This is a genomic window from Microbacterium halimionae, from assembly GCF_011761265.1.
Classification (GTDB): Bacteria; Actinomycetota; Actinomycetes; order Actinomycetales; family Microbacteriaceae; genus Microbacterium; species Microbacterium halimionae.
The window spans coordinates 664,355-683,408 of sequence record NZ_JAAOZB010000001.1 but is presented as its reverse complement, the minus strand read 5'-3'; the positions used below and the strand labels follow the sequence as shown (position 1 = coordinate 683,408).

Sequence of the window (19,054 nt, the reverse complement as noted above, 5' to 3'; positions counted from 1 at the left end):
TCGTGGCCGAATTCGAGTACGGACCCGTCGAACTTCACCTGATCGGTTTCGAGGGTGACCGCCCCGCGCCCGGGGTCATCGCTGCCATCACAGATCTGATCGATTCGGGCCTTGTTCGCCTACTGGACTTCATTATTGTGTCGAAGTCTGAGGATGGCGAAGTAACCGCGATTGAGATCGACGACGACACAGATCGCTATGGGTTCGGCGGTGTCGAACTCGCTGAGATCGGTATTGCCGGCACTGAAGACATTGAAGAGTTGGCGGCCATGATTCCGGCTGGCTCATCAGCGGCCGTCGTCGCCTACGAAATGGCGTGGGCAAAACGGCTCGCCCAGACGTTCGCAGCGTCGGGTAGCGTGCTGCTCCATAGCGAACGAATCCCCGCCCCGGTCGTGAACGCGCTGCTCGAAGCAGCTCAGGAAGAGGAGTGATCGCATGATTCGCAGAATGGGACGCCCGGGTCTGCTCGGCCTCGCGGCGCGCACAGCGGTTGTGGCTGGTACGGCGAATGCCGTCTCGGGTGGCATGCGCCGTTCACAGGAGAATCGCTCGATGCAACAGCAGCAGGCAGAAGCATACGAAGCGCAAGAGCAACAGATCGCGATGCAGGCCGCCGCGGCACAGGCCGTCGCACAGCAGCAGCCGGTAGCTCCCGCGGCTCCTGCTCTCGATCTCGTCGCAGAGATCCAGAAGCTTGCGGCACTGAAGGATGCCGGAATTCTCGATGGCGCTGAGTTCGCGGCAGCTAAGGCGAAGCTCCTCAGCTAAACCATGTCGCAAACCTCAGGAGACACACCCGGCGGCGTCCTTCGCACACGGCAGCTCCTCCAGCTGTCGCTGCCTGCACTACTGATCGGCGTGGCATCCGCCCTTACCCTGTGGTTGCTCGACGAACTGGCACATCTGTTGCAACAAGTGTGGTGGCAAACGCTGCCAGCCGCCCTCGGGGTTGACCCAGATGGTTGGTGGGTCGTGCTCATCCTCACGCTGACGGGTGCAGCAGTCGGTCTCGTCGTGTGGCTCGTTCCAGGCCACGGCGGAACCGACTCGGCAACGACCGAGCTTGTCGCGCCCACCCTGCCGGTGTCAGCGCTGCCGAGCGTCGCACTCGTGGTTGTGCTTGCGCTCGCTGGCGGCGTAAGCCTTGGGCCTGAAAGCCCCATCATCGCCATCAATACCGCGATCGCTGTCGCGGTCGTCGCACGACTGTGGAGTGCGGTGCCCACGGAGCTCGTTGTTGTTCTCGCGGCCGCCGGCACAATCGGGGCGCTGTTTGGCACGCCGGTCGCTGCCGCACTCGTCTTCACTGGGATTCTTGCCGCAACGAAAGCGCCCGGCTCACTATGGGACAAGCTGTTTCTGCCTCTTGTCGCGGCTGGCGCCGGCAGCATTGTGGCATCAATGGTGGGTGGCGGCATCTCGATGACCGCGGGGATTCCCGCCTACCAGCCTGAGAACCCCGCTATCGAAGCCCTCTGGGGCATTGGTATTGCGTGTGCCGCCGCTGCGCTCGCACTCGTGGGAATAGCGGTCTTTCCGCACGTGCACCGCCTGTTTCGACGGCTACGAAACCCCGTCATCTACACGGCGCTCGGCGGACTCATTTTGGGACTGCTCGGGCTTTTGGGTGGGCCCCTCACTCTTTTCAAAGGACTCGAACAGTCGGCGGAGTTGTTGGCGAACCCGGATGCCTACAGCCCGGCGCAGCTCGCAGTGATCACCGTCGTCAAGCTCGCAGCCCTTGTCGTCGCTGCAGCTGCGGGTTTTCGCGGCGGAAGAATCTTTCCCGCTGTCTTTATCGGCGTCGCGCTCGGCACACTCGCTCATGCGCTCATTCCCGGACTGCCCCTCGGCCTCGCCGTGGCCTGTGGAGTGCTGGGACTTACGCTCGCGGTTTCACGGGATGGCTGGATTGCGCTGTTCATCGCTGTCGCAATTTCGGGTGACATCACCCTGCTTCCGGTGATGTGTGTTGTGATCTTGCCAGCGTGGCTCATCGTGCGGGTTGCGCCGGAGATGATCGTGCATCCCAAAAAACAAGAACCTTCGGGCGCACAGGCAGCAAGCGCCTAGCTCTCCGTGACTGCACCCTCTTCCGGCGAAACGGCGTCGGGTTCGGTTGCGGCGTGCTCGAACTGCGACTGGTACAACCGCCAGTACGCGCCTTTTTTCGCGATGAGGTCGTTGTGACTGCCTTTTTCAACGATGTCACCGTGCTCCATCACAAGGATGAGGTCAGCGTCACGAATCGTCGATAGTCGGTGAGCAACGACGAACGAAGTACGGCCTTCGCGAAGCGCCGCCATCGCGTGCTGCAGCAGCAGTTCCGTTCGGGTGTCTACCGACGAGGTCGCCTCGTCCAAGATGAGCACAGCAGGTTGAGCCACGAACGCGCGCGCGATAGTGATGAGCTGCTTCTCGCCAGCTGACACATTCGCCGCGTCTTCGTCGAGCACAGTGTCGTAACCCTCAGGCAGCGAGTGCACGAAACGATCAACGCGAGTAGCGTTCGCCGCGTCGGCTATCTCTTCGTCGGTGGCAGATTCGCGGCCGTATCGGATGTTGTCGCGGATCGTTCCGGCAAAGAGCCAGGGATCCTGCAGCACCATTCCGGTGCGTGAGCGCACATCGTCGCGCGAAAGTTCGGCGATGTCTTGTCCATCTAGCAAAATGCGCCCGTCATCGATTTCGTAGAACCGCATGATGAGGTTGACGAGCGTTGTCTTGCCCGCACCTGTCGGGCCGACGATCGCGACAGTCTGGCCGGGCTCAACACGGAACGACAGATCCGTGATGAGCGGCTTGTCGGGCGAGTAGGAGAACTGCACGTTCTCGAATTCAATGACTCCTGGTCCGCGCACGAGAGCTGGCGCGTCTTCCGCGTCAGGGTCTTGCTCGTCGGCGTCGAGCAATTCGAACACGCGCTCGGCCGATGCCGTTCCCGACTGGATGACCGCTGCCATTCCACCGAGCTCTGACAGCGGCTGGGTGAACTGCTGCGAGTACTGAATGAATGCCTGCACATCGCCGAGGCGGAGATTTCCGCTCGCCACCATCAGCCCACCGAGCACGGCAATTCCGACGTAGGTGAGGTTTCCGATGAACATCATGCCGGGCATGATGACGCCGGCGAGGAACTGCGCTTTGAAGGCTGCCTGGTAGAGATCTTCGTTCTCTTCCTGGAACTTCTCACGCGAATCCTGCTCGCGCCCGAAGACCTTCACAAGCGCGTGGCCGGAGAACGACTCTTCGACGCGGGCGTTGAGACGGCCGACTTTTTTCCATTGCACGCCGAAGGCCTTCTGCGAGCGCGGGCCGATGACGCCGAAAATGACCGCCATGAGTGGCAAAGAAATGAGCGCGACTATCGCGAGCTGCCATGAGATCGAGAACATCATGATGAGCACACCGAATACCGTGAGCACGGACGTGACAACAGTGGATAGCGACTGTTGCATTGTCTGCGTGATGTTGTCGATGTCGTTCGTGACTCGCGAAATCAACTCACCGCGCTGCACCCGATCAAAGTATGCGAGCGGGAGTCGGTTGAGCTTCGCCTCAACAGATTCCCGCAGGCGCCACATCGTGCGCACCATGATGATGTTGATGACGAAACCCTGGAGCCAGGTGAGAATCGATGATCCGACGTAGATTGCGAGCGCTGCGACGATCACGACGCGAAGTCGGTCAAAGTCGATGCCGGCACCCACCGCGAAGTTATTCATCGCCGACACCACATTGGCCATATCGGTCTGGCCCGCCGCTTGGAGGGCTGCGACGACATCCGCCTGCGAAGTCCCCTCGGCGAACTGGGTTCCGAGCGCCGTCGAGGTGACACCTTCAAAGATGATGTTTGTCGCTTCGCCCAGCACACGGGGAGCGATGACCGCGAGCACGACCCCCAGCGCACCGAGGATCGAAACGAAGATGAAGGCACCCGCGTAGGGCTTGAGGAGGCCGACGAGTCGCGCAAAACTGGCGCCGAAGTTGGCCGCCTTGCCGGGCTTTACGCTGTCCCAGTCGCCTGATGTCTGGCGGGCTTGCTCAGCGAGCTCAAGCTCGAGTCGTTCTTCTTCGGTCAACATGTCGGGAGAACTCATGCTTCTACTCCCAACTGCGACTCGACGATTTCTCGGTAGGTCGTGTTCGTCGCAAGCAGCTTCTCGTGGGTGCCGACGCCGACCATGCGACCAGCATCGAGGACCACGATGCGGTCGGCGTCAGTAATCGTCGATATGCGCTGCGCGACCACGATCTTCGTCACTTCGGGAAGTTCGCGCCACAGCGCTTGGCGCAACCGCGCGTCGGTGGTGAGATCGAGAGCCGAGAACGAGTCGTCGAAGACGAGTACATCGGGCTGGTGCACAATGGCTCGCGCAATCGCCAACCGCTGTCGCTGGCCGCCCGAAACGTTCGTACCGCCCTGCGAAATGCGGGCGTTCAAACCGCCTGCCATTTCCTCGACGAAATCGCGACCCTGAGCGATCTCGAGAGCCTGCCAGAGTTCTTCGTCGGTGGCTTCTTCACGGCCGAAGCGAAGGTTCGATGCGACAGTGCCGGTGAACAAAAACGGGCGCTGCGGCACGAGCCCGATGCCCTGCCACATGCGGTCAAGGTCCGCTTCGCGAACATCGACGCCGCCCAGCGAAACCGAACCCGCGGTGGCATCGAAAAGCCGCGGAATGAGCGAAATGAGCGTGGTCTTTCCCGAACCCGTCGAGCCGACGATGGCCACGGTTTCACCCGCCGCTGCCTCAAAACTGATGCCTTGCAAAACCGGCTTTTCGGCTCCGGGGTAGCTGAACTCAACCTCGTCGAACCGAATCGCTCCGGGAGCCGGAAACTCCGAAACGGGGTTTCCGGGCTTCACGAGCGTCGATTCGCTTGAAAGCACCTCGTTGATTCGTTCGGCTGACACCGCGGCGCGCGGAATCATGATGGCCATGAAGCTCGCCATGAGTACGCCCGTCATGATGAGCCCCACGTATTGCATGAAGGCGAAGAGGGTCCCGATTTCAACAGTGCCAGCACTCACCTGAATTCCACCGAACCAAATCACTCCGACGACAGTGATGTTGAGCACGAGCATCGCGAGCGGAAAGAGCAGCACGAAGAGCGACCCGACTTTACGCCCGACCACCATGATGTCGGTGTTGGCGCCACGGAAACGCTCTTCTTCGATGTCTTCGCGCACGAACGCGCGTACAACGCGAACGCCGGTGAGCTGCTCGCGAAGGATGCGGTTTACCGCATCCAATTTCTTCTGAAACTGACGAAACAACGGCACCATGCGGCTGATGATGAGTCCCGCGATCACGAGCAGGGTCGGCACCGACACACCGATCAACCAGCTGAGCCCCACATCCTGCTGCAGCGCCATCACAATGCCGCCGATTGCGAGCAACGGCGCGTTGACCAGCATGGTCGACGCCATCATCGCGAGCATCTGCACTTGCTGCACATCGTTCGTGTTGCGAGTGATCAGCGAACCGGGCCCGAAAGTCGACACTTCACGCTCGGAGAAACCGCTCACCTTTTCGTAGACGTCACGGCGAATATCTCGCCCCGCGGCCATAGATGCTCGCGCTGCGAAGTAGGTGGCGATGATGGATGCCGTGATCTGCCCGAGTGAGATAGCGAGCATTACGGTGCCGGTCGACCAGATGTACGCCGTGTCGCCCTGGGCGACGCCCTGATCGATGATGTTGGCGTTCAGTCGCGGCAGATAGAGAGATGCCATCGCTGCGATGAACTGGAACGCCAGCACACCTCCGAGGAGCCAGCGATACTCCTTGAGGTAGCGATAGAGGATTTTTCCGAGCACACGCTCAGACTAGAGCTGACCGCCGACATTCGGGAGCCCGTTGTTCCCGCTCGGCCGGGGCAACCGCGCGTCGAGTTCGGCAGTAAGACGCTCGACATCCGCGCGGGTCGCTGCGCGCTGCTCCTGGTGTCCTCGAGTGACGCGATCAATCACCCACGACGAGAACGTCGCAGTGATGAGGCCGACGAGCACGACACCACCAAGCATGAGGCCGATGGCGATTGCGCGCCCTGGCAACGTCACCGGCACAAAGTCACCGTAGCCAACGGTTGTCACTGTGCAAAAAGCCCACCAGATCGCGTCGCCGAAGCTCCGAATGTTGCCTCCCGCCGCGTAGCGCTCAACCTCGAGCACTGAGAGCGCAGCGATCCACACAAGCAGCAGCGCGGCGCCAATACCGTAGATCAGCATGCGCGCTCGAAGATTCGCGCCGGCGCTTTCTTTCGCCCCCTGCGGTCGAACGAAAACGCTGAGCAGGCGCACCGGGCGCAGCATCGGCAGAAGCACGGCAGCGAGGTCGAACAGATGCTTTCGGAACCACTCGCCTTTGGGATCCGCAAGGCTCAGCCGCACGATGTAGTCAACGAAGAAAGCAACCCAGGTCGCAAAGATGAGCGTCGAAGCGATGAGGCGCGCAGTACCGGTGTACTCGAGCGTGACCTGCGCGGTATAGACAACGAGAAAGACGAGGGCGGCGGCGGTCAGCGGCCACCGGGTGACGGACTCCCACCGCGTCATCGCTTTTTGATTACGCGACATGAGTGGAACTCCCCGGGGTGTTGACGCTGCTCGTTCTATTCTTAACGCTCGAGCTCGCCGCCGCGGGGACGCCACACCACGATCTCGGTGGCACGCCGCATTCGCGTTCCGTGCCGAAGTCTCACGACAGATCCGGTTGCGCCCGCGGCGAATACCCGCGCACCGGGGCGGTTTTCGAGTTCGCTCGCGACGCGCTGTTCGAGCTCTCTCACCTGGCGGTCAAGGTTTCGCACACGATCTTCAAGCTCAAGAATGCGCGCGATGGCCGGGAGGCTCATGCCTTCGGCTGAAAGCCTCCCGACTTCGCGCAGCTGTGCGATGTGACGCACGGAGTAACGTCGAGAGCCACCTTTTGTGCGGGCGGGAACGACGAGACCGATGCGGTCGTACTGACGGAGCGTCTGCGGGTGCATGTTCGCAAGCTCCGCCGCGGTGGCGATGGCGAAAATGGGCGCATCTTCGTCAATCGTGTCTTCCGACATGTACGTCACCTCCCGTCTTCTCTCATCCCTCGTGTTCAGCTATCCGCGTGCTTTCGTCATGAGATCGGCGCGTGGGTTTTCGTTCGGTTCGAGTTCTTGAAACTTCTCCAGAGCGGCGCGTGCCGCATCGTCGAGATGCGTCGGCACTGCCACCTGCACCTCCGCGAGGAGGTCACCGGTGCCCTTCGCGGTTTGGATGCCGCGCCCTTTCACCCGAAGCACTCGTGCTGACGGGGTTCCCGGCGCGACCCGCAACTTGACGGCATCGCCGCCGAGCGTTGGCACTTCAATCGTGGCACCGAGGGCTGCTTCTGTGAAGGTCACGGGAACGACAACTCGCAGGTTGAGCCCGTCGCGGGTAAAGACAGGATGCTGCCGCACAGAGATCTGCACCACCACATCACCGCTTTCGCCACCGTCGGGAGAGGGGCGCCCGCGTCCGCGCAGGCGAATCTTCTGCCCATCGGCGACTCCGGCGGGAATCTTCACCTTGAACGGCTTGCCCTCTTCGGACTGCAAACTGATCGTTTCGCCCTTGGCTGCCGTAATGAAGTCGAGCGTTGTGCGCGCAGTGACGTCAGCGCCCTTCGTGGGGCCGCCATAGCCGCGGAAACCACCGCTCGTCTGACCGAACGAGCCAGATCCGAACCGTGACGACGATCCGCCCTGGTCGAACATGCTGAAGAAGTCGCCGAAGTCCTCTTGAGAGAACCCGGCTGATCCACCTCGTCCGCCACGTGCTCCACCGCGGGGGCCGCCGAATCCGCTGAACACGTCATCGAATCCGCCACCGCTCGTGCCGCCGGCGCTGAAACGCGCACCTGAACCCATGGCGCGGATCTGGTCGTATTCTTCACGCTGGGCAGGGTCGTTCAGCACCGAATAGGCTTCGCTGATTTCTTTGAATTTCGCTTCAGCCTTGGTATTTCCCTGGTTCGAATCGGGGTGATACTTGCGCGCGAGTTTGCGGTAGGTCTTCTTCAGGTCGGCAGCGCTGACGTCTTTTGAGACGCCGAGCATTGCGTAGAAGTCCTTGTCGAACCAGTCCTGACTGGCCACATCGTCTCCTATTCCGCCGGAACGGCGACGACGACCTTCGCCGGGCGCAGTTCGACAGTGCCGAGCCGGTAACCGACCTCGACGACTTCAAGAACAGTCGTTTCTGTCGCACCGGGGGTCGGCTGCTGGAAGATCGCCTCGTGCTGTTGTGGGTCGAAGACATCGCCTGCGGCACCGTACGTTTCAAGGCCCATGCGCTCCGCGACCGCACGGAGTTTTTCAGCGATGGCAGCGAACGGCGTGCCGTCGACGAGGTCGCCGTGCTTGGCGGCACGGTCGAGATCATCGAGCACGGGCAGGAGGCCCTTTGCGACCGAACCCTTTGCGCGCTCGATTTCTACCTCGCGCTGGTCTTCCGTGCGGCGGCGGTAGTTGGCGTATTCGGCCTGAACGCGCTTGAGGTCAATCAAAAGGTCGGGCTCGTCGGCTGCAGCTTCTGCGCCTCCGGCCGCGGCCTCTGCGCTCTGCGCGGCGCCCAGAATGTCGTCGACCGTCAGCTCGTCCTGCGACTCGGGGCCGGAAGCCTGCGCTTCCGACCCCTCGTCGCTCGGCCGAACCTCGTCGTCGCCTTCGGGCGTTTCGTCGAAGTTCTTATTTGCCATGACTCTGTCTTACTTCTTTTCGTCGTCTTCGTCGATGACCTCGGCGTCAACGACATCCTCATCGGATGCCGTCTCACCGCTGTCTGCGGGCTGCTCGTCAGCGCTCGGGGCAGCCTGCTCAGACTGGCTCGACGCGTAGATCGCTTCGCCGAGCTTCTGCTGGCTGGCGTTGAGCTTGTCGAACGCTGTCTTCACGGCGTCGTCGTCGTCTCCGGCGAGTGCTGCCTTGAGTGCGTCAACGTCACCCTGAACCTCTGTCTTGACCTCTTCGGGCAGCTTGTCAGCGTTGTCGCTGATGAGCTTCTCGATCGAGTAAGAGAGGGTCTCGGCCTGGTTGCGCACCTCGGCGAGCTCGCGACGCTTCTTGTCTTCTGCGGCGTTCTCTTCGGCTTCGCGCACCATGCGCTCGATGTCTTCCTTCGGAAGCGACGAGCCACCGGTGATCGTCATCGACTGCTCGGTGCCGGTGCCCTTGTCCTTTGCGGACACGTGCACGATGCCGTTGGCGTCGATATCGAAGGTCACCTCGACCTGCGGAATTCCGCGGGGGGCCGGGGCGATTCCGGTGAGCTCAAACGTTCCGAGCGGCTTGTTGTCGCGCGTGAATTCACGCTCACCCTGGAAGACCTGAATGGCAACAGACGGCTGGTTGTCGTCGGCAGTCGTAAAGGTTTCGCTGCGCTTGGTAGGGATAGCGGTGTTCCGCTCGATGAGCTTCGTCATGATGCCACCCTTGGTCTCGATACCGAGGCTCAGGGGAGTCACATCGATGAGCAGAACGTCCTTGCGCTCGCCCTTCAGCACGCCAGCCTGGAGGGCAGCGCCTACGGCGACGACCTCGTCAGGGTTGACACCCTTGTTGGCTTCTTTTCCGGCTTCCTGCTTCACCAGTTCGGCAACAGCAGGCATACGGGTCGAGCCACCAACGAGAACAACGTGGTCGATGTCCGAAACCTTGATGCCAGCTTCACGGATGACGTCAGCGAACGGCTTCTTGGTGCGGTCGAGGAGATCCTTGGTGAGGTCCTCGAACTTGGCGCGCGTGATGGTCTCAGAAAGTGACACCGGGCCGCTGTCGGTCAGCGAGAGGTAGGGAAGGTTGACGCCCGTCGAGCTCGAGCTCGAGAGCTCCTTCTTCGCCTGCTCGGCAGCTTCCTTGAGGCGCTGCAGCGCAATCTTGTCGCCCGAGACGTCAACGCCCGACGTCGCCTTGAACTGCTTGATCAGGTAGTCAACGACGCGCTGGTCCCAGTCGTCGCCACCGAGACGGTTGTCGCCGGCCGTTGAACGCACCTGAATAGTCGAGAAGTCGTCATCCTTGCCCACCTCGAGCAGCGAGACGTCGAACGTACCGCCACCGAGGTCGAATACGAGGATGAGTTCGTCTTCTTTACCCTTGTCGAGACCGTACGCAAGAGCTGCGGCAGTGGGCTCGTTGATGATGCGCAGAACGTTGAGTCCCGCGATCTCGCCGGCCTCTTTCGTAGCCTGGCGCTCAGCGTCGTTGAAGTACGCGGGCACCGTGATGACGGCATCCGTCACTGTGTCGCCGAGATACTGCTCAGCGTCGTGCTTCAGCTTCTGCAGAATGCGAGCCGAGATTTCTTGCGGGGTGTAACCCTTGTCGTCGATCGGCTGCGTCTTCCAGTCGGTGCCCATGTGGCGCTTGACGGAAGAGATTGTGCGGTCAACGTTCGTGACGGCCTGGCGCTTCGCGGTTTCACCGACGAGCACCTCGCCATCTTTTGTGAACGCGACAACCGAGGGGGTTGTGCGGAAACCTTCGGCGTTTGCGATGACCTTGGGCTCGCCGCCCTCGAGGACGCTGACGACCGAGTTGGTCGTACCGAGGTCGATTCCAACAGCACGTGGCATGTGATTCTCCTTTACGGGGGCCGCGCCCAGCGTGGCCAGTGGTGACGAAGTTTGCTCACGAATCAACAGGTTGAGCCGTGATGACTCAAGGTTACTCAGCGACGCTGTTTGTGTCAAATGAAGTTGACATCAGTCGGCTCAACTTTGAAGAATTCGCGGAACACCACGTTTGTATCTGCAAGGAGCGCTACCCACTGTTTACCCCTGGGGCATACCGTAAGGCTGTGAACGACCACAAACCATCGCGAGCAAACTCCCGAACAGCCGCCTCGCCGCCCGCTGCATCCACCGGGGCCCTCTTGGGAATGGCTGCACAATCTGACGATTCCGCACAGAACCGCGTGATCCCGCGCGGTCAAGTGGTGTCGTGGGCACTGTGGGACTGGGGCTCGGCGGCTTTCAACGCTGTCGTGACAACGTTTGTGTTCAGTACTTTTCTTGCCAGCGAGCTCTTCGTTGATCCCGCGATCGTTGCCGCCGCTGACGGCGACGCCAAAGACCCGGCTCTCGTCGCCGCCCTCGCCGACAATGCGAGCACCATCGGATGGGCTCTCGCTATCGCTGGCGTGCTGATTGCCATACTCGCCCCCGTGCTCGGTCAGCGCTCCGATGGCACGGGCCGCCGAAAGCTGTGGCTCGGCATCAATACGGGGGCCGTCGTTCTGGCGATGCTCGCCATGTTCTTCGTCGACGGAGCCCCCGGTTACCTCATTCTTGGCGCGACGCTCCTCGCCGTCGGAAACATCTTCTTCGAGTTCGCAGGCGTCAACTACAACGCGATGCTCGTGCAGGTCTCTACGCGCAAGAACATGGGGCGCGTCTCGGGCTTTGGGTGGGGCATGGGATACGTCGGCGGCATCGTGCTGCTCATCGTGCTGCTCGCTCTCTTCGTGCAGGGTTTCGGCACGGAGGGGGAGGCAGGACTCCTGGGCATTTCGACCGAGGGCGGCTTGCACGTGCGGATGGCTGTCGTCGCGTCGGCAATCTGGTTCGCGATCTTCGCCATCCCCGTGCTCGTGAAAGTTCCTGAGATCCCGGCCCGAGATGTGCAAGTGCGTGTCGGATTCTTTCGGTCGTACGCCGTACTTGCGAAGACGATCTCGAAGCTTTGGCACAGCAACCGCCAGGTCTTGATGTTCCTCTTAGCGAGCGCTGTCTTTCGTGACGGGCTCGCTGGTGTCTTCACATTTGGTGCGATCATCGCAGCGCAAGTCTTCGGGTTTTCCAGCACCGAGGTGCTGTACTTCGCAGTGGCCGCCAACGTCGTTGCCGGTATCAGCACGATCATCGCGGGGCGCCTCGATGACTCCTTCGGACCCAAGCGCGTCATCATCGTGTCTCTCGCGGGGCTCGTGATCGCAGGTTCCGCGGTGCTCTTCATCGGCACCGCTCAGGTGGGGTTCTGGATCGCCGGACTCGTGCTCACTGGGTTCGTCGGCCCCGTGCAGTCTGCAAGCCGCTCGTTCCTTGCTCGCATCACACCTCCAGGGCGCGAGGGCGAGATCTTCGGGCTCTATGCCACGAGTGGCCGGGCCGTTTCGTTTCTTGCACCCAGCCTGTTTGCGCTGTTTGTTGCACTCACTGGCGACACGCGGCTCGGCATCCTCGGGCTTGTCATCGTGCTGCTCGCAGGTCTCGTGCTCATGCTGCCCGTGAAAGAAAAGCAGGTCGCGATCGACTAGCGGCGGTTATGCGTGCGGCCACGCCTCGGCAAGCTTCGAGAGCAGTCGTACAAGCTCCGTACGCTCGGACTCGTCGAACTCGGCGAGCGCCGTATTCAACGCAGTGCGTCGCTTTTCGCGAAACCCGTCGATAAGCGCTGTGCCAGCCTCGGTGAGCACGATCTGGGTACGTCGCGCGTCGGCCGGGTCGGCTTCTCTCCGCACGAGATCAAGATCGACTGACTGCTGCACTAGGCGCGAAGCGCGCGGCTGGTCGACGGCGATGACATCGGCGATTTCACTCACCGAGAGCGGCGCGGATGCCGCAGCCACCGCCATGAGCAGGCGCATTCGACCCGGACCACCGTCGGTGGGACGCGGCCCCCTTCGCCCACGGAGACGGCCGAGAGCCAAAAGGATCTCGTCGGCCGCATCCGCGGGTTGAGGTGAGGTCACGGTTCGAGTATTACATGCCACCTGACATGCTTCTCGGTGAGGCTCCGTGCGCCTAGCGAGTTGCGCCGTCTCCGAGCGGGTCTTTGCCGTCGTCTTCACTTCGACGGTCGAGCATCTCCTGCACGTCGCCACTCGACTGCGGGTCGTTGTCCACGATGAAGTCGATGTCTTCGGTGGGGATGCCGCCAGGTCGGGCATTCTGCGCCTCAAGCGTGCTTTGCGCCGCACTGCGAGAAACCTCGTCACTGTCGGTCTCAGTAGACCCTGATTGCACCGGCGCATCGACAACGTCAATCGCGGCGGTTGGGGCATCGTGTCGGAGCCCCACGCGTCGCGCGATACGACGCGCCCACGACGAAGCTCGGCCGAGGTCGCCCTCTTCATTGGGCTTTTCGACCTCAAGCCCGTAGTGCTCACCGATCGCATCGACGAACTGTGCGCGTGCTGCGCGATCGTACGCTCGCCGCTCTCGACTGAATGCAATCACTGTCGACCAACACATCAGCAGCATGATGATGCTGAACGGCAGAGCAATGATGATCGCCGCGGTCTGCAACGCCTGCAAGCCACCCGTGAGCAGCAGCGAGATCGCGAGGAGCGCTGTGATGAGCGTGAAGAATGTACGAACCCACTTGGGCGGGTTGATCTGCCCGCCCGTCGCGATCATTCCCATGACAAGGGCGCCAGAGTCAGACGACGTCACGAAGAAGATCGTGATCAACAAGATCACGCCGATCGTGAGCACTGGCGTTCCCGGAATGTACTGCAGCATCTGGAACAGCGCGGTGTTGAGGTCGACAGTTCCGCCAGCGGTCGTCAACGCACCCGGTTGATTCAACTCGATGTACAGCGCCGAACCGCCAAGCACCGCAAACCACAGGATCGTGATGAGGGTGGGCACGATGATGACGCCCATGACGAATTGGCGCACCGTGCGTCCGCGAGAGATGCGGGCGATGAAGATACCCACGAAGGGCGCCCACGAAATCCACCAACCCCAGTAGAACGACGTCCACGATGCCTGCCACGATTCACCCGCGTCACCAGCGAATGCGCTGACGTTGAACGAGAGGCCGACGAAACCCTGAATGTAGTTACCGATCGACTGCACCCATTCGCGCAGCAGAAATTCGGTCTGGCCAAACACCAACAGGTAGAGCACCAGGATACCGGCGAGGATCAGGTTGAACGACGAGAGCCACTTCATGCCCTTGGTCACACCCGAAAGCACCGACATCAGCACGAACACCGTGATGATCGCAATGATGATGATCTGCACGAATTCGTTGGGCTCAAAAAGACCCGCCGAATCGAGTCCAGCGCTGATCTGCAGCACGCCGAGTCCGAGCGACGTGGCGACCCCAAAGAGGGTGCCGACGAGCGCGACGACATCGATCGCGTTTCCCCAGCCCCCACGCACGCGCTTGCCGAGAAGTGGCTCAAGCGTCCAGCGAATCGAGATGGGCCGCTTGCGACGGTGAATCGCGTAGGCGAGGCCGAGACCGACAATCACGTAAATCGACCAGGCCTGCACACCCCAGTGCAGATAGGTCTGGCTCAGTGCCGACTGCGCGAGTTGTTCGGGGGTTCCGCTCACACCGGGGCGCGGCGTGACGAAGTGGCTGAGTGGCTCGCTGACGCCGTAGAAGACGAGGCCGATTCCCATACCTGCGGCAAACAGCAGCGAAAACCAGGCCCCGAGCGAGAACTCGGGCTTGTCGTCATCCGCGCCAAGTTTGATGTCACCGAACCGACTGAACCCGAGAAAGAACGCAAACGCCACAAAGAAGGCAGCGATGAGTACGTAGTACCAGTTGAATGCGCTGACGATCGACGATTGGATCGCGCCGAACATCGCCTCAGCGGCGTCGGGTGCGATGAGAGCGAACCCGCTAAAGGTGAGAACCACGATCGCCGCAGGCCAAAAGACCCAGCGCTTGATCGTGGTCTTGGGCTCGACTATTTGTGGCGCAGTGGCGCGGGTGGTTTTGGCATCCGGCATTCCGCAACCTTAACGAACGCTGAGAGCAATTGTCAGGTCGGGAAGATTAATTGCCCGCAGCGCCCAGATCTGTTAGGCCCACGTTCGTGTGATGAAAGTTGAGCGCTGAACGGGATGCCGTCGGCCCCCGCTGCCCCTGGTACCGATTGCCGTAAGGGCCGCTTCCGTAGGGGTTGTCGGCAGGCGACGAGAGGCGGAAGAAGCACAGCTGGCCGATCTTCATGCCGGGCCACAGCTTGATGGGGAGCGTTGCCACGTTCGATAGTTCGAGTGTGACGTGACCGGTGAACCCGGGGTCGATGAAGCCCGCAGTGGAGTGCGTGAGCAGCCCGAGGCGACCAAGCGAAGACTTGCCCTCAAGGCGTGCGGCGACATCGTCGGGAAGCGAGACCTGCTCAAACGTGGCGCCGAGCGCGAATTCGCCGGGGTGCAAGATGAACGGCTCGTCGGGCGCGACCTCGATGAGGCGCGTGAGATCGGGCTGATCTTCGGCCGGATCGATGAAGGGGTACTTGTGGTTATCGAAGAGCCGGAAGTACCTGTCGAGGCGCACGTCGACGCTCGATGGCTGCACCATTTCGGAGTCGAAGGGGGCAAGCCCGATACGGCCGGAGCCCAGTTCTTTGCGGATATCGCCATCAGAGAGCAGCACGCGTTCAGCCTATCGGCGGAGGGGCCTGCTGTTATGCTTGCCGGGCGTCTTCTGGCGCATGGGGCTGTAGTTCAATGGCAGAACTTCTGCTTCCCAAGCAGATAGCGCGGGTTCGATTCCCGTCAGCCCCTCCAGCTCTCACGTGCGGCCAAAGGTCGTGCGGGAGGGCCTTCGTGTTTTAGTGCGATGGGACAGTTCCCGTCAGCTCGACGGTGTCGAGCCCGGGCGCGGTCCGGTAGATTCATCAACACTTTCAGCTTTTCCCTCGCACAAGACGCTGCGGCGACTGGTCACCGCGTCCGTCGCAACCGCACAGAAGACGCGCGCAGCGCGACGAACGGAGAATCGTGTCCTTAATCTCATCCGTCTTGGCAGGGGCCGGAACCTCGTCAGACGAAAGCGTCGACATTTTCTTCTACATCATCCTCGCCGTGATACTGGCGCTCGTCGTCTTTGTGATGAGGTGGATATTCGCCCGGCGAGCCAACAAGAACGTGGCTGGCACGGCTGGCGGAGCATCCGATGGTTTGGCTATTCGAATCGCACCGGCACCGCCCTTTCCCGAAGACGTGGCTCGCCTCCGCACGCTGCTGGGTGCGACCTCGCCAGCGCCCCGCATCACGCGGTACAGCGTCCCCGTCGTGACCACAGACGCCTACTCTCTAACGATCCGCGACAAGAAGATCGGCGAGATCGTCTCGATCCCCCTGAAGAACATCGCCTCGATCGAAGCACGGGAGGCCGCGATCACCCCAAAGGGCACCTTCATCGCCCTAAAGTACCCGTCGTTGTGGATCACAATCCGGCGAGAAACAAGCGAACTGGCTATGGCGCTTACGCCCATCGTCGGCACTTACGACAAGGTGCGTCAATCAGACGTTGAAGCCATGGCTGCTGAGCTCGAATCCCGCCTCAACGCGACCCATCCTTGACGCATGGTGAGCGTGGCCTGACGCGAGCCGAGACGGGATGCGCGACGATCGCACAACCCGTCATTTCTGTTGATAGCCGGTATCAGTGATCGCGCGTTCCCGACGTAGCGCACTGACGCTAGCGTCGAGTCAGAGCGGCATCGTCGCCGCTCAGCAACACTGCGGGAGCGTCAATGACCACTTCGTACTCCGGGCTGATTGATCACACCGTGGTTGTCATGGGCGCCGCCGGTGGGCAAGGACTTGCGGCAGCCGTCCTGATGGCGCAATCGGGCGCGCGGGTCATCGCAACCGACGTCGCCGAGACGGCTCCCGTGTCATCGCGGTCAACCTGACGGGGGCGATGCTCGGAATTCAGGCACTCGCGCCGCTCATAGCCGAGGGTTCTTCGATAGTAAACGTCGGGTCGTCGGCAGCGCTCACGGCGCATTACCCGGTCGCCTACACGGTGAGCAGTGGGGCTACGGGGCCTGGCACACGTCGCGGCGACCGAATATGGAGCCCGCGGCATCCGTGTGAATATCGTGCACCCTGGCTTTATCGAAACGCCCATGACGGCGAACGCGCCCGATGCGATGCGCAGCGCCCTATTGGACCTCACGCCACTCGGTCACATGGGAGCCGCCCGAGACGTTGCGAGTGTGGTCACCTTTTTGATGTCGGATGCCTCGGCCTACATTTCTGGCGCCGAGATTCCCGTCGATGGCGGCTTCACGTCGTCGGCCGGCGTCAAAGTAATGTCTGACCGCATCAAGCGCGGCTGACGCCTGCCCCTCAGCGGTACGTGGGGAGTTTTGCGAGCGGCGGCTGAGCGCCCAGGTGCGTCACGGCATCCGCGCCGACAGCGCAGGCTGCTGCGAGCGCCTCGACGGGATCCCACCCGGCGTGCAGCGCCACGGTGAGCGCAGCGCAAAACGCATCGCCCGCGCCAACTGCGCTGATCGAGTGCACGCGCGGCGCAGTGGCCCGAGCGATCTCTTTGCCGTGCGAGAAGAGTGCTGCCCCCGCCGAGCCTTCGGTGACGGCAACGAGCTTTGCGTCTTTGAGGGCGGGCAACGCGGCGAACTCGGTCTCGTTGACGATGAACAGATCCGCTCGGTCGACAACCGACTGCGGCACGCCCTGCGCGGGAGCCGCGTTCACCACAAAGTAGCCCGGCACTACAGCGGCGAGCGCTTCGACCGTTGCCATCGGAATTTCAAGCTGCGCCAGCACGGCTTCGTTTTCGTCGAAGGTCACTCCGTCGATCGACACCGTGGCGTTGGCCCCGGCACACACGACGATGCTGTTCTCGCCGGTTTCGTCGACCGTGATCAGCGCGGTTCCGGTTGCATCTTCGCCGAGCCAGACGTCACTCACGTTGACTCCGGCATCGCGGAGGTTCTGCAGCATCGCTTGGCCGTCGCTATCATCGCCAACGGCACCGACCATGCGCACGGCGGCACCGAGACGAGCCGCAGCGACCGCTTGGTTTGCACCTTTACCTCCGGCATCCCGTCGCAACGCGTTGCCCATCACGGTCTCGCCCGGTGCGGGAAGACGCACCACGGATGCCGTCACGTCAACGTTGATACTGCCTACAACGCAGAGTGCGCCCAGTGCCGAAAGATCCATACCGCCATTTCATCATGCGTTGACGGGGTATAACCGAAGGGGTGCTTTTGCGCCCGTTCCCGGACAACGCGGTCCCCCGCCCCGACGTGAGGAGCCGTATGAGCACCCCCACCCCCGTATTTCTCGACTGCGACACCGGCATCGACGACTCTGTCGCCCTGGCCTACCTCTTGCGCTCACCTGCGATCGACCTCGTCGGCGTCGGCACCGTAAGCGGTAACACCGACTCAGCTCAGGCTGCCCGCAATACCCTCGACCTGCTGGCGGTCGCTGACCGCGACGACATTCCTGTCGCCGTGGGCGCGCACGATTTCACGAGCCACCCCTACGGCGGCGGCGCGCCGCACGTGCACGGAGATAACGGCGTCGGCGATGTCGTTCTGCCCACGTCGTCGCAGCCCGTCGATGAGCGCACGGCGGTGCAATTGTTGATCGACCTGTCGCACACCTACGCGGGCACACTGCACCTGTTGACGATCGGGCCCCTCACCAACATCGCGGCAGCCCTCGCCGCCGACCCGACTCTGCCCGAGCGCATCGCCGCAGTCACAACGATGGGTGGCACGGCCCTCGCCGCCGGCAACATTTCACCCGTCGCCGAGGCGAACATCGGAAACGACCCCGAAGCGGCATCCGTTGTGTTCAGCGCCGACTGGGATGTCACGATCGTGCCTCTCGACGTCACGATGGAACACACGCTCTCGGATGCCGACCGCCACGCACTGCTCGAAAGCTCATCGCCGCTTGCGCGCGCCGTGGGCGAGATTCTCGATCACTACCTCGACTTCTACCTGCCGCAGTATGGCGAACGCCTAAGCTCACTGCACGACCCGCTCGCCGCTGTGATTGCTGCCGGGGCCGCGACCATTACTCGCGCGCCGCTCGTGCCGGTTCAGGTCGATACGACGGATGGTCCCGGTCGCGGCCAGACAGTTGTTGACCTTCGCGGCCAGCGCCTGGGCGACCGCAACCACGAGGGCGTTCGCACCCGGTTCGTGCGCGATGTGGAAAGCGGTACTGCGGCGCACCTGGTTGAGATCATCACGAGCTGAGCCGGCACGGGCCGTGGTCGATGCCCCACCCAGGGGCAGTGGCGCATTTAGTTTCTATACAGACTCCACGTTAGCTACCTC

General features: G+C 62.1%; 19 protein-coding genes and 1 tRNA gene. 9 read left to right on the top strand and 11 right to left on the bottom strand.

The window, feature by feature from the left end; genetic code table 11:
• Positions 1-2 precede the first annotated feature (2 nt).
• From FHS06_RS03265 to FHS06_RS03255, 3 genes are read left to right on the top strand one after another with little or no spacing between them, the layout of a single operon-like run.
• Entirely contained in the window at positions 3-434 is a 432-nt protein-coding gene (locus FHS06_RS03265) for a DUF6325 family protein (protein ID WP_167045367.1), read from the top strand.
• A 4-nt stretch (positions 435-438) separates the two neighbouring features.
• Positions 439-771, top strand: coding sequence for an SHOCT domain-containing protein (locus FHS06_RS03260; protein ID WP_243845246.1), 333 nt, complete (start codon positions 439-441; stop codon positions 769-771).
• 3 nt (positions 772-774) lie between these two features.
• Positions 775-2,076, top strand: a complete 1,302-nt coding sequence (locus tag FHS06_RS03255; protein ID WP_167045364.1) for an ion channel protein — start codon at positions 775-777, stop codon at positions 2,074-2,076.
• On the opposite strand, the gene FHS06_RS03250 is transcribed toward FHS06_RS03255, so the two are convergent.
• The 7 genes from FHS06_RS03250 to dnaK are packed head-to-tail and all read right to left on the bottom strand — an operon-like array spanning position 2,073 to position 10,604.
• On the bottom strand, positions 2,073-4,103 hold the full coding sequence (locus FHS06_RS03250) for an ABC transporter ATP-binding protein (protein ID WP_167045361.1): 2,031 nt from the start codon (positions 4,101-4,103) through the stop codon (positions 2,073-2,075). The genes FHS06_RS03255 and FHS06_RS03250 overlap by 4 nt on opposite strands.
• Positions 4,100-5,827, bottom strand: a complete 1,728-nt coding sequence (locus FHS06_RS03245; protein ID WP_167045358.1) for an ABC transporter ATP-binding protein — start codon at positions 5,825-5,827, stop codon at positions 4,100-4,102. The genes FHS06_RS03250 and FHS06_RS03245 overlap by 4 nt, the downstream gene beginning before the upstream one ends.
• Positions 5,828-5,836: 9 nt before the next feature.
• The gene (locus FHS06_RS03240) at positions 5,837-6,586 is read right to left on the bottom strand and encodes a potassium channel family protein (protein ID WP_167045355.1); all 750 of its coding nucleotides are present in this window, start codon (positions 6,584-6,586) and stop codon (positions 5,837-5,839) included.
• A 41-nt stretch (positions 6,587-6,627) separates the two neighbouring features.
• The gene (locus FHS06_RS03235) at positions 6,628-7,068 is read right to left on the bottom strand and encodes a heat shock protein transcriptional repressor HspR (RefSeq protein WP_165140368.1); all 441 of its coding nucleotides are present in this window, start codon (positions 7,066-7,068) and stop codon (positions 6,628-6,630) included.
• A gap of 39 nt (positions 7,069-7,107) precedes the next feature.
• Entirely contained in the window at positions 7,108-8,127 is a 1,020-nt protein-coding gene (locus tag FHS06_RS03230) for a DnaJ C-terminal domain-containing protein (protein ID WP_167045352.1), read from the bottom strand.
• 8 nt (positions 8,128-8,135) lie between these two features.
• The gene (locus FHS06_RS03225) at positions 8,136-8,729 is read right to left on the bottom strand and encodes a nucleotide exchange factor GrpE (RefSeq protein WP_167045349.1); all 594 of its coding nucleotides are present in this window, start codon (positions 8,727-8,729) and stop codon (positions 8,136-8,138) included.
• Positions 8,730-8,738: 9 nt separating this feature from the next.
• Positions 8,739-10,604 carry a molecular chaperone DnaK gene (dnaK, locus tag FHS06_RS03220; protein WP_167045346.1) on the bottom strand — a complete coding sequence of 622 codons (1,866 nt, stop codon included), beginning with the start codon at positions 10,602-10,604 and terminating at the stop codon, positions 8,739-8,741.
• Between the two features lie 305 nt (positions 10,605-10,909).
• On the opposite strand from dnaK, the gene FHS06_RS03215 reads away from it, so the two are divergent.
• Complete coding sequence (locus tag FHS06_RS03215) at positions 10,910-12,286, top strand: MFS transporter (protein WP_167047858.1); 1,377 nt, start codon at positions 10,910-10,912, stop codon at positions 12,284-12,286.
• A gap of 6 nt (positions 12,287-12,292) precedes the next feature.
• Here FHS06_RS03215 and FHS06_RS03210 read toward each other — a convergent pair whose 3' ends face one another.
• The 3 genes from FHS06_RS03210 to dcd are packed head-to-tail and all read right to left on the bottom strand — an operon-like array spanning position 12,293 to position 15,375.
• Entirely contained in the window at positions 12,293-12,721 is a 429-nt protein-coding gene (locus tag FHS06_RS03210) for a MarR family winged helix-turn-helix transcriptional regulator (protein WP_310734861.1), read from the bottom strand.
• A 52-nt stretch (positions 12,722-12,773) separates the two neighbouring features.
• Positions 12,774-14,723 (bottom strand): BCCT family transporter, encoded by a 1,950-nt coding sequence (locus FHS06_RS03205; protein WP_167045343.1) that lies wholly within the window; start codon positions 14,721-14,723, stop codon positions 12,774-12,776.
• 46 nt (positions 14,724-14,769) lie between these two features.
• Complete coding sequence (dcd, locus tag FHS06_RS03200; RefSeq protein ID WP_167045340.1) at positions 14,770-15,375, bottom strand: dCTP deaminase; 606 nt, start codon at positions 15,373-15,375, stop codon at positions 14,770-14,772.
• A 60-nt stretch (positions 15,376-15,435) separates the two neighbouring features.
• Between dcd and FHS06_RS03195 the strand changes: the two genes are divergently transcribed.
• The 4 genes from FHS06_RS03195 to FHS06_RS03185 all read left to right on the top strand — a co-directional run bounded on the left by FHS06_RS03195 (position 15,436) and on the right by FHS06_RS03185 (position 17,071).
• A tRNA-Gly gene (locus FHS06_RS03195) sits at positions 15,436-15,509 on the top strand.
• 213 nt (positions 15,510-15,722) lie between these two features.
• Entirely contained in the window at positions 15,723-16,307 is a 585-nt protein-coding gene (locus tag FHS06_RS03190) for a hypothetical protein (RefSeq protein WP_167045337.1), read from the top strand.
• Positions 16,308-16,480: 173 nt separating this feature from the next.
• Positions 16,481-16,642 (top strand): hypothetical protein, encoded by a 162-nt coding sequence (locus FHS06_RS13770; RefSeq protein ID WP_208387873.1) that lies wholly within the window; start codon positions 16,481-16,483, stop codon positions 16,640-16,642.
• 120 nt (positions 16,643-16,762) lie between these two features.
• A complete protein-coding gene (locus FHS06_RS03185; RefSeq protein ID WP_341779347.1) occupies positions 16,763-17,071 on the top strand; it encodes an SDR family oxidoreductase in 309 nt (102 codons plus the stop codon).
• Positions 17,072-17,081: 10 nt separating this feature from the next.
• Here the strand turns inward: FHS06_RS03185 and FHS06_RS03180 are convergent, their stop codons facing one another.
• Positions 17,082-17,921, bottom strand: a complete 840-nt coding sequence (locus FHS06_RS03180) for a PfkB family carbohydrate kinase (RefSeq protein WP_167045334.1) — start codon at positions 17,919-17,921, stop codon at positions 17,082-17,084.
• A gap of 98 nt (positions 17,922-18,019) precedes the next feature.
• Here FHS06_RS03180 and FHS06_RS03175 point away from each other — a divergent pair, with 98 nt between their 5' ends.
• Positions 18,020-18,973: a nucleoside hydrolase gene (locus tag FHS06_RS03175; RefSeq protein WP_167045331.1), complete on the top strand. Its 954-nt coding sequence runs from the start codon at positions 18,020-18,022 to the stop codon at positions 18,971-18,973.
• Positions 18,974-19,054: the final 81 nt, after the last annotated feature.

Coding starts and splice junctions, on each gene's coding strand:
- FHS06_RS03260 (WP_243845246.1), top strand. CDS start 439: ATGATTCGCAGAATGGGACGCCCGGGTCTGCTCGGCCTCGCGGCGCGC.
- FHS06_RS03255 (WP_167045364.1), top strand. CDS start 775: ATGTCGCAAACCTCAGGAGACACACCCGGCGGCGTCCTTCGCACACGG.
- FHS06_RS03250 (WP_167045361.1), bottom strand. CDS start 4,103: ATGAGTTCTCCCGACATGTTGACCGAAGAAGAACGACTCGAGCTTGAG.
- FHS06_RS03240 (WP_167045355.1), bottom strand. CDS start 6,586: ATGTCGCGTAATCAAAAAGCGATGACGCGGTGGGAGTCCGTCACCCGG.
- FHS06_RS03235 (WP_165140368.1), bottom strand. CDS start 7,068: ATGTCGGAAGACACGATTGACGAAGATGCGCCCATTTTCGCCATCGCC.
- FHS06_RS03225 (WP_167045349.1), bottom strand. CDS start 8,729: ATGGCAAATAAGAACTTCGACGAAACGCCCGAAGGCGACGACGAGGTT.
- dnaK (WP_167045346.1), bottom strand. CDS start 10,604: ATGCCACGTGCTGTTGGAATCGACCTCGGTACGACCAACTCGGTCGTC.
- FHS06_RS03215 (WP_167047858.1), top strand. CDS start 10,910: ATGGCTGCACAATCTGACGATTCCGCACAGAACCGCGTGATCCCGCGC.
- FHS06_RS03205 (WP_167045343.1), bottom strand. CDS start 14,723: ATGCCGGATGCCAAAACCACCCGCGCCACTGCGCCACAAATAGTCGAG.
- FHS06_RS13770 (WP_208387873.1), top strand. CDS start 16,481: ATGACCACTTCGTACTCCGGGCTGATTGATCACACCGTGGTTGTCATG.
- FHS06_RS03180 (WP_167045334.1), bottom strand. CDS start 17,921: ATGGATCTTTCGGCACTGGGCGCACTCTGCGTTGTAGGCAGTATCAAC.
- FHS06_RS03175 (WP_167045331.1), top strand. CDS start 18,020: ATGAGCACCCCCACCCCCGTATTTCTCGACTGCGACACCGGCATCGAC.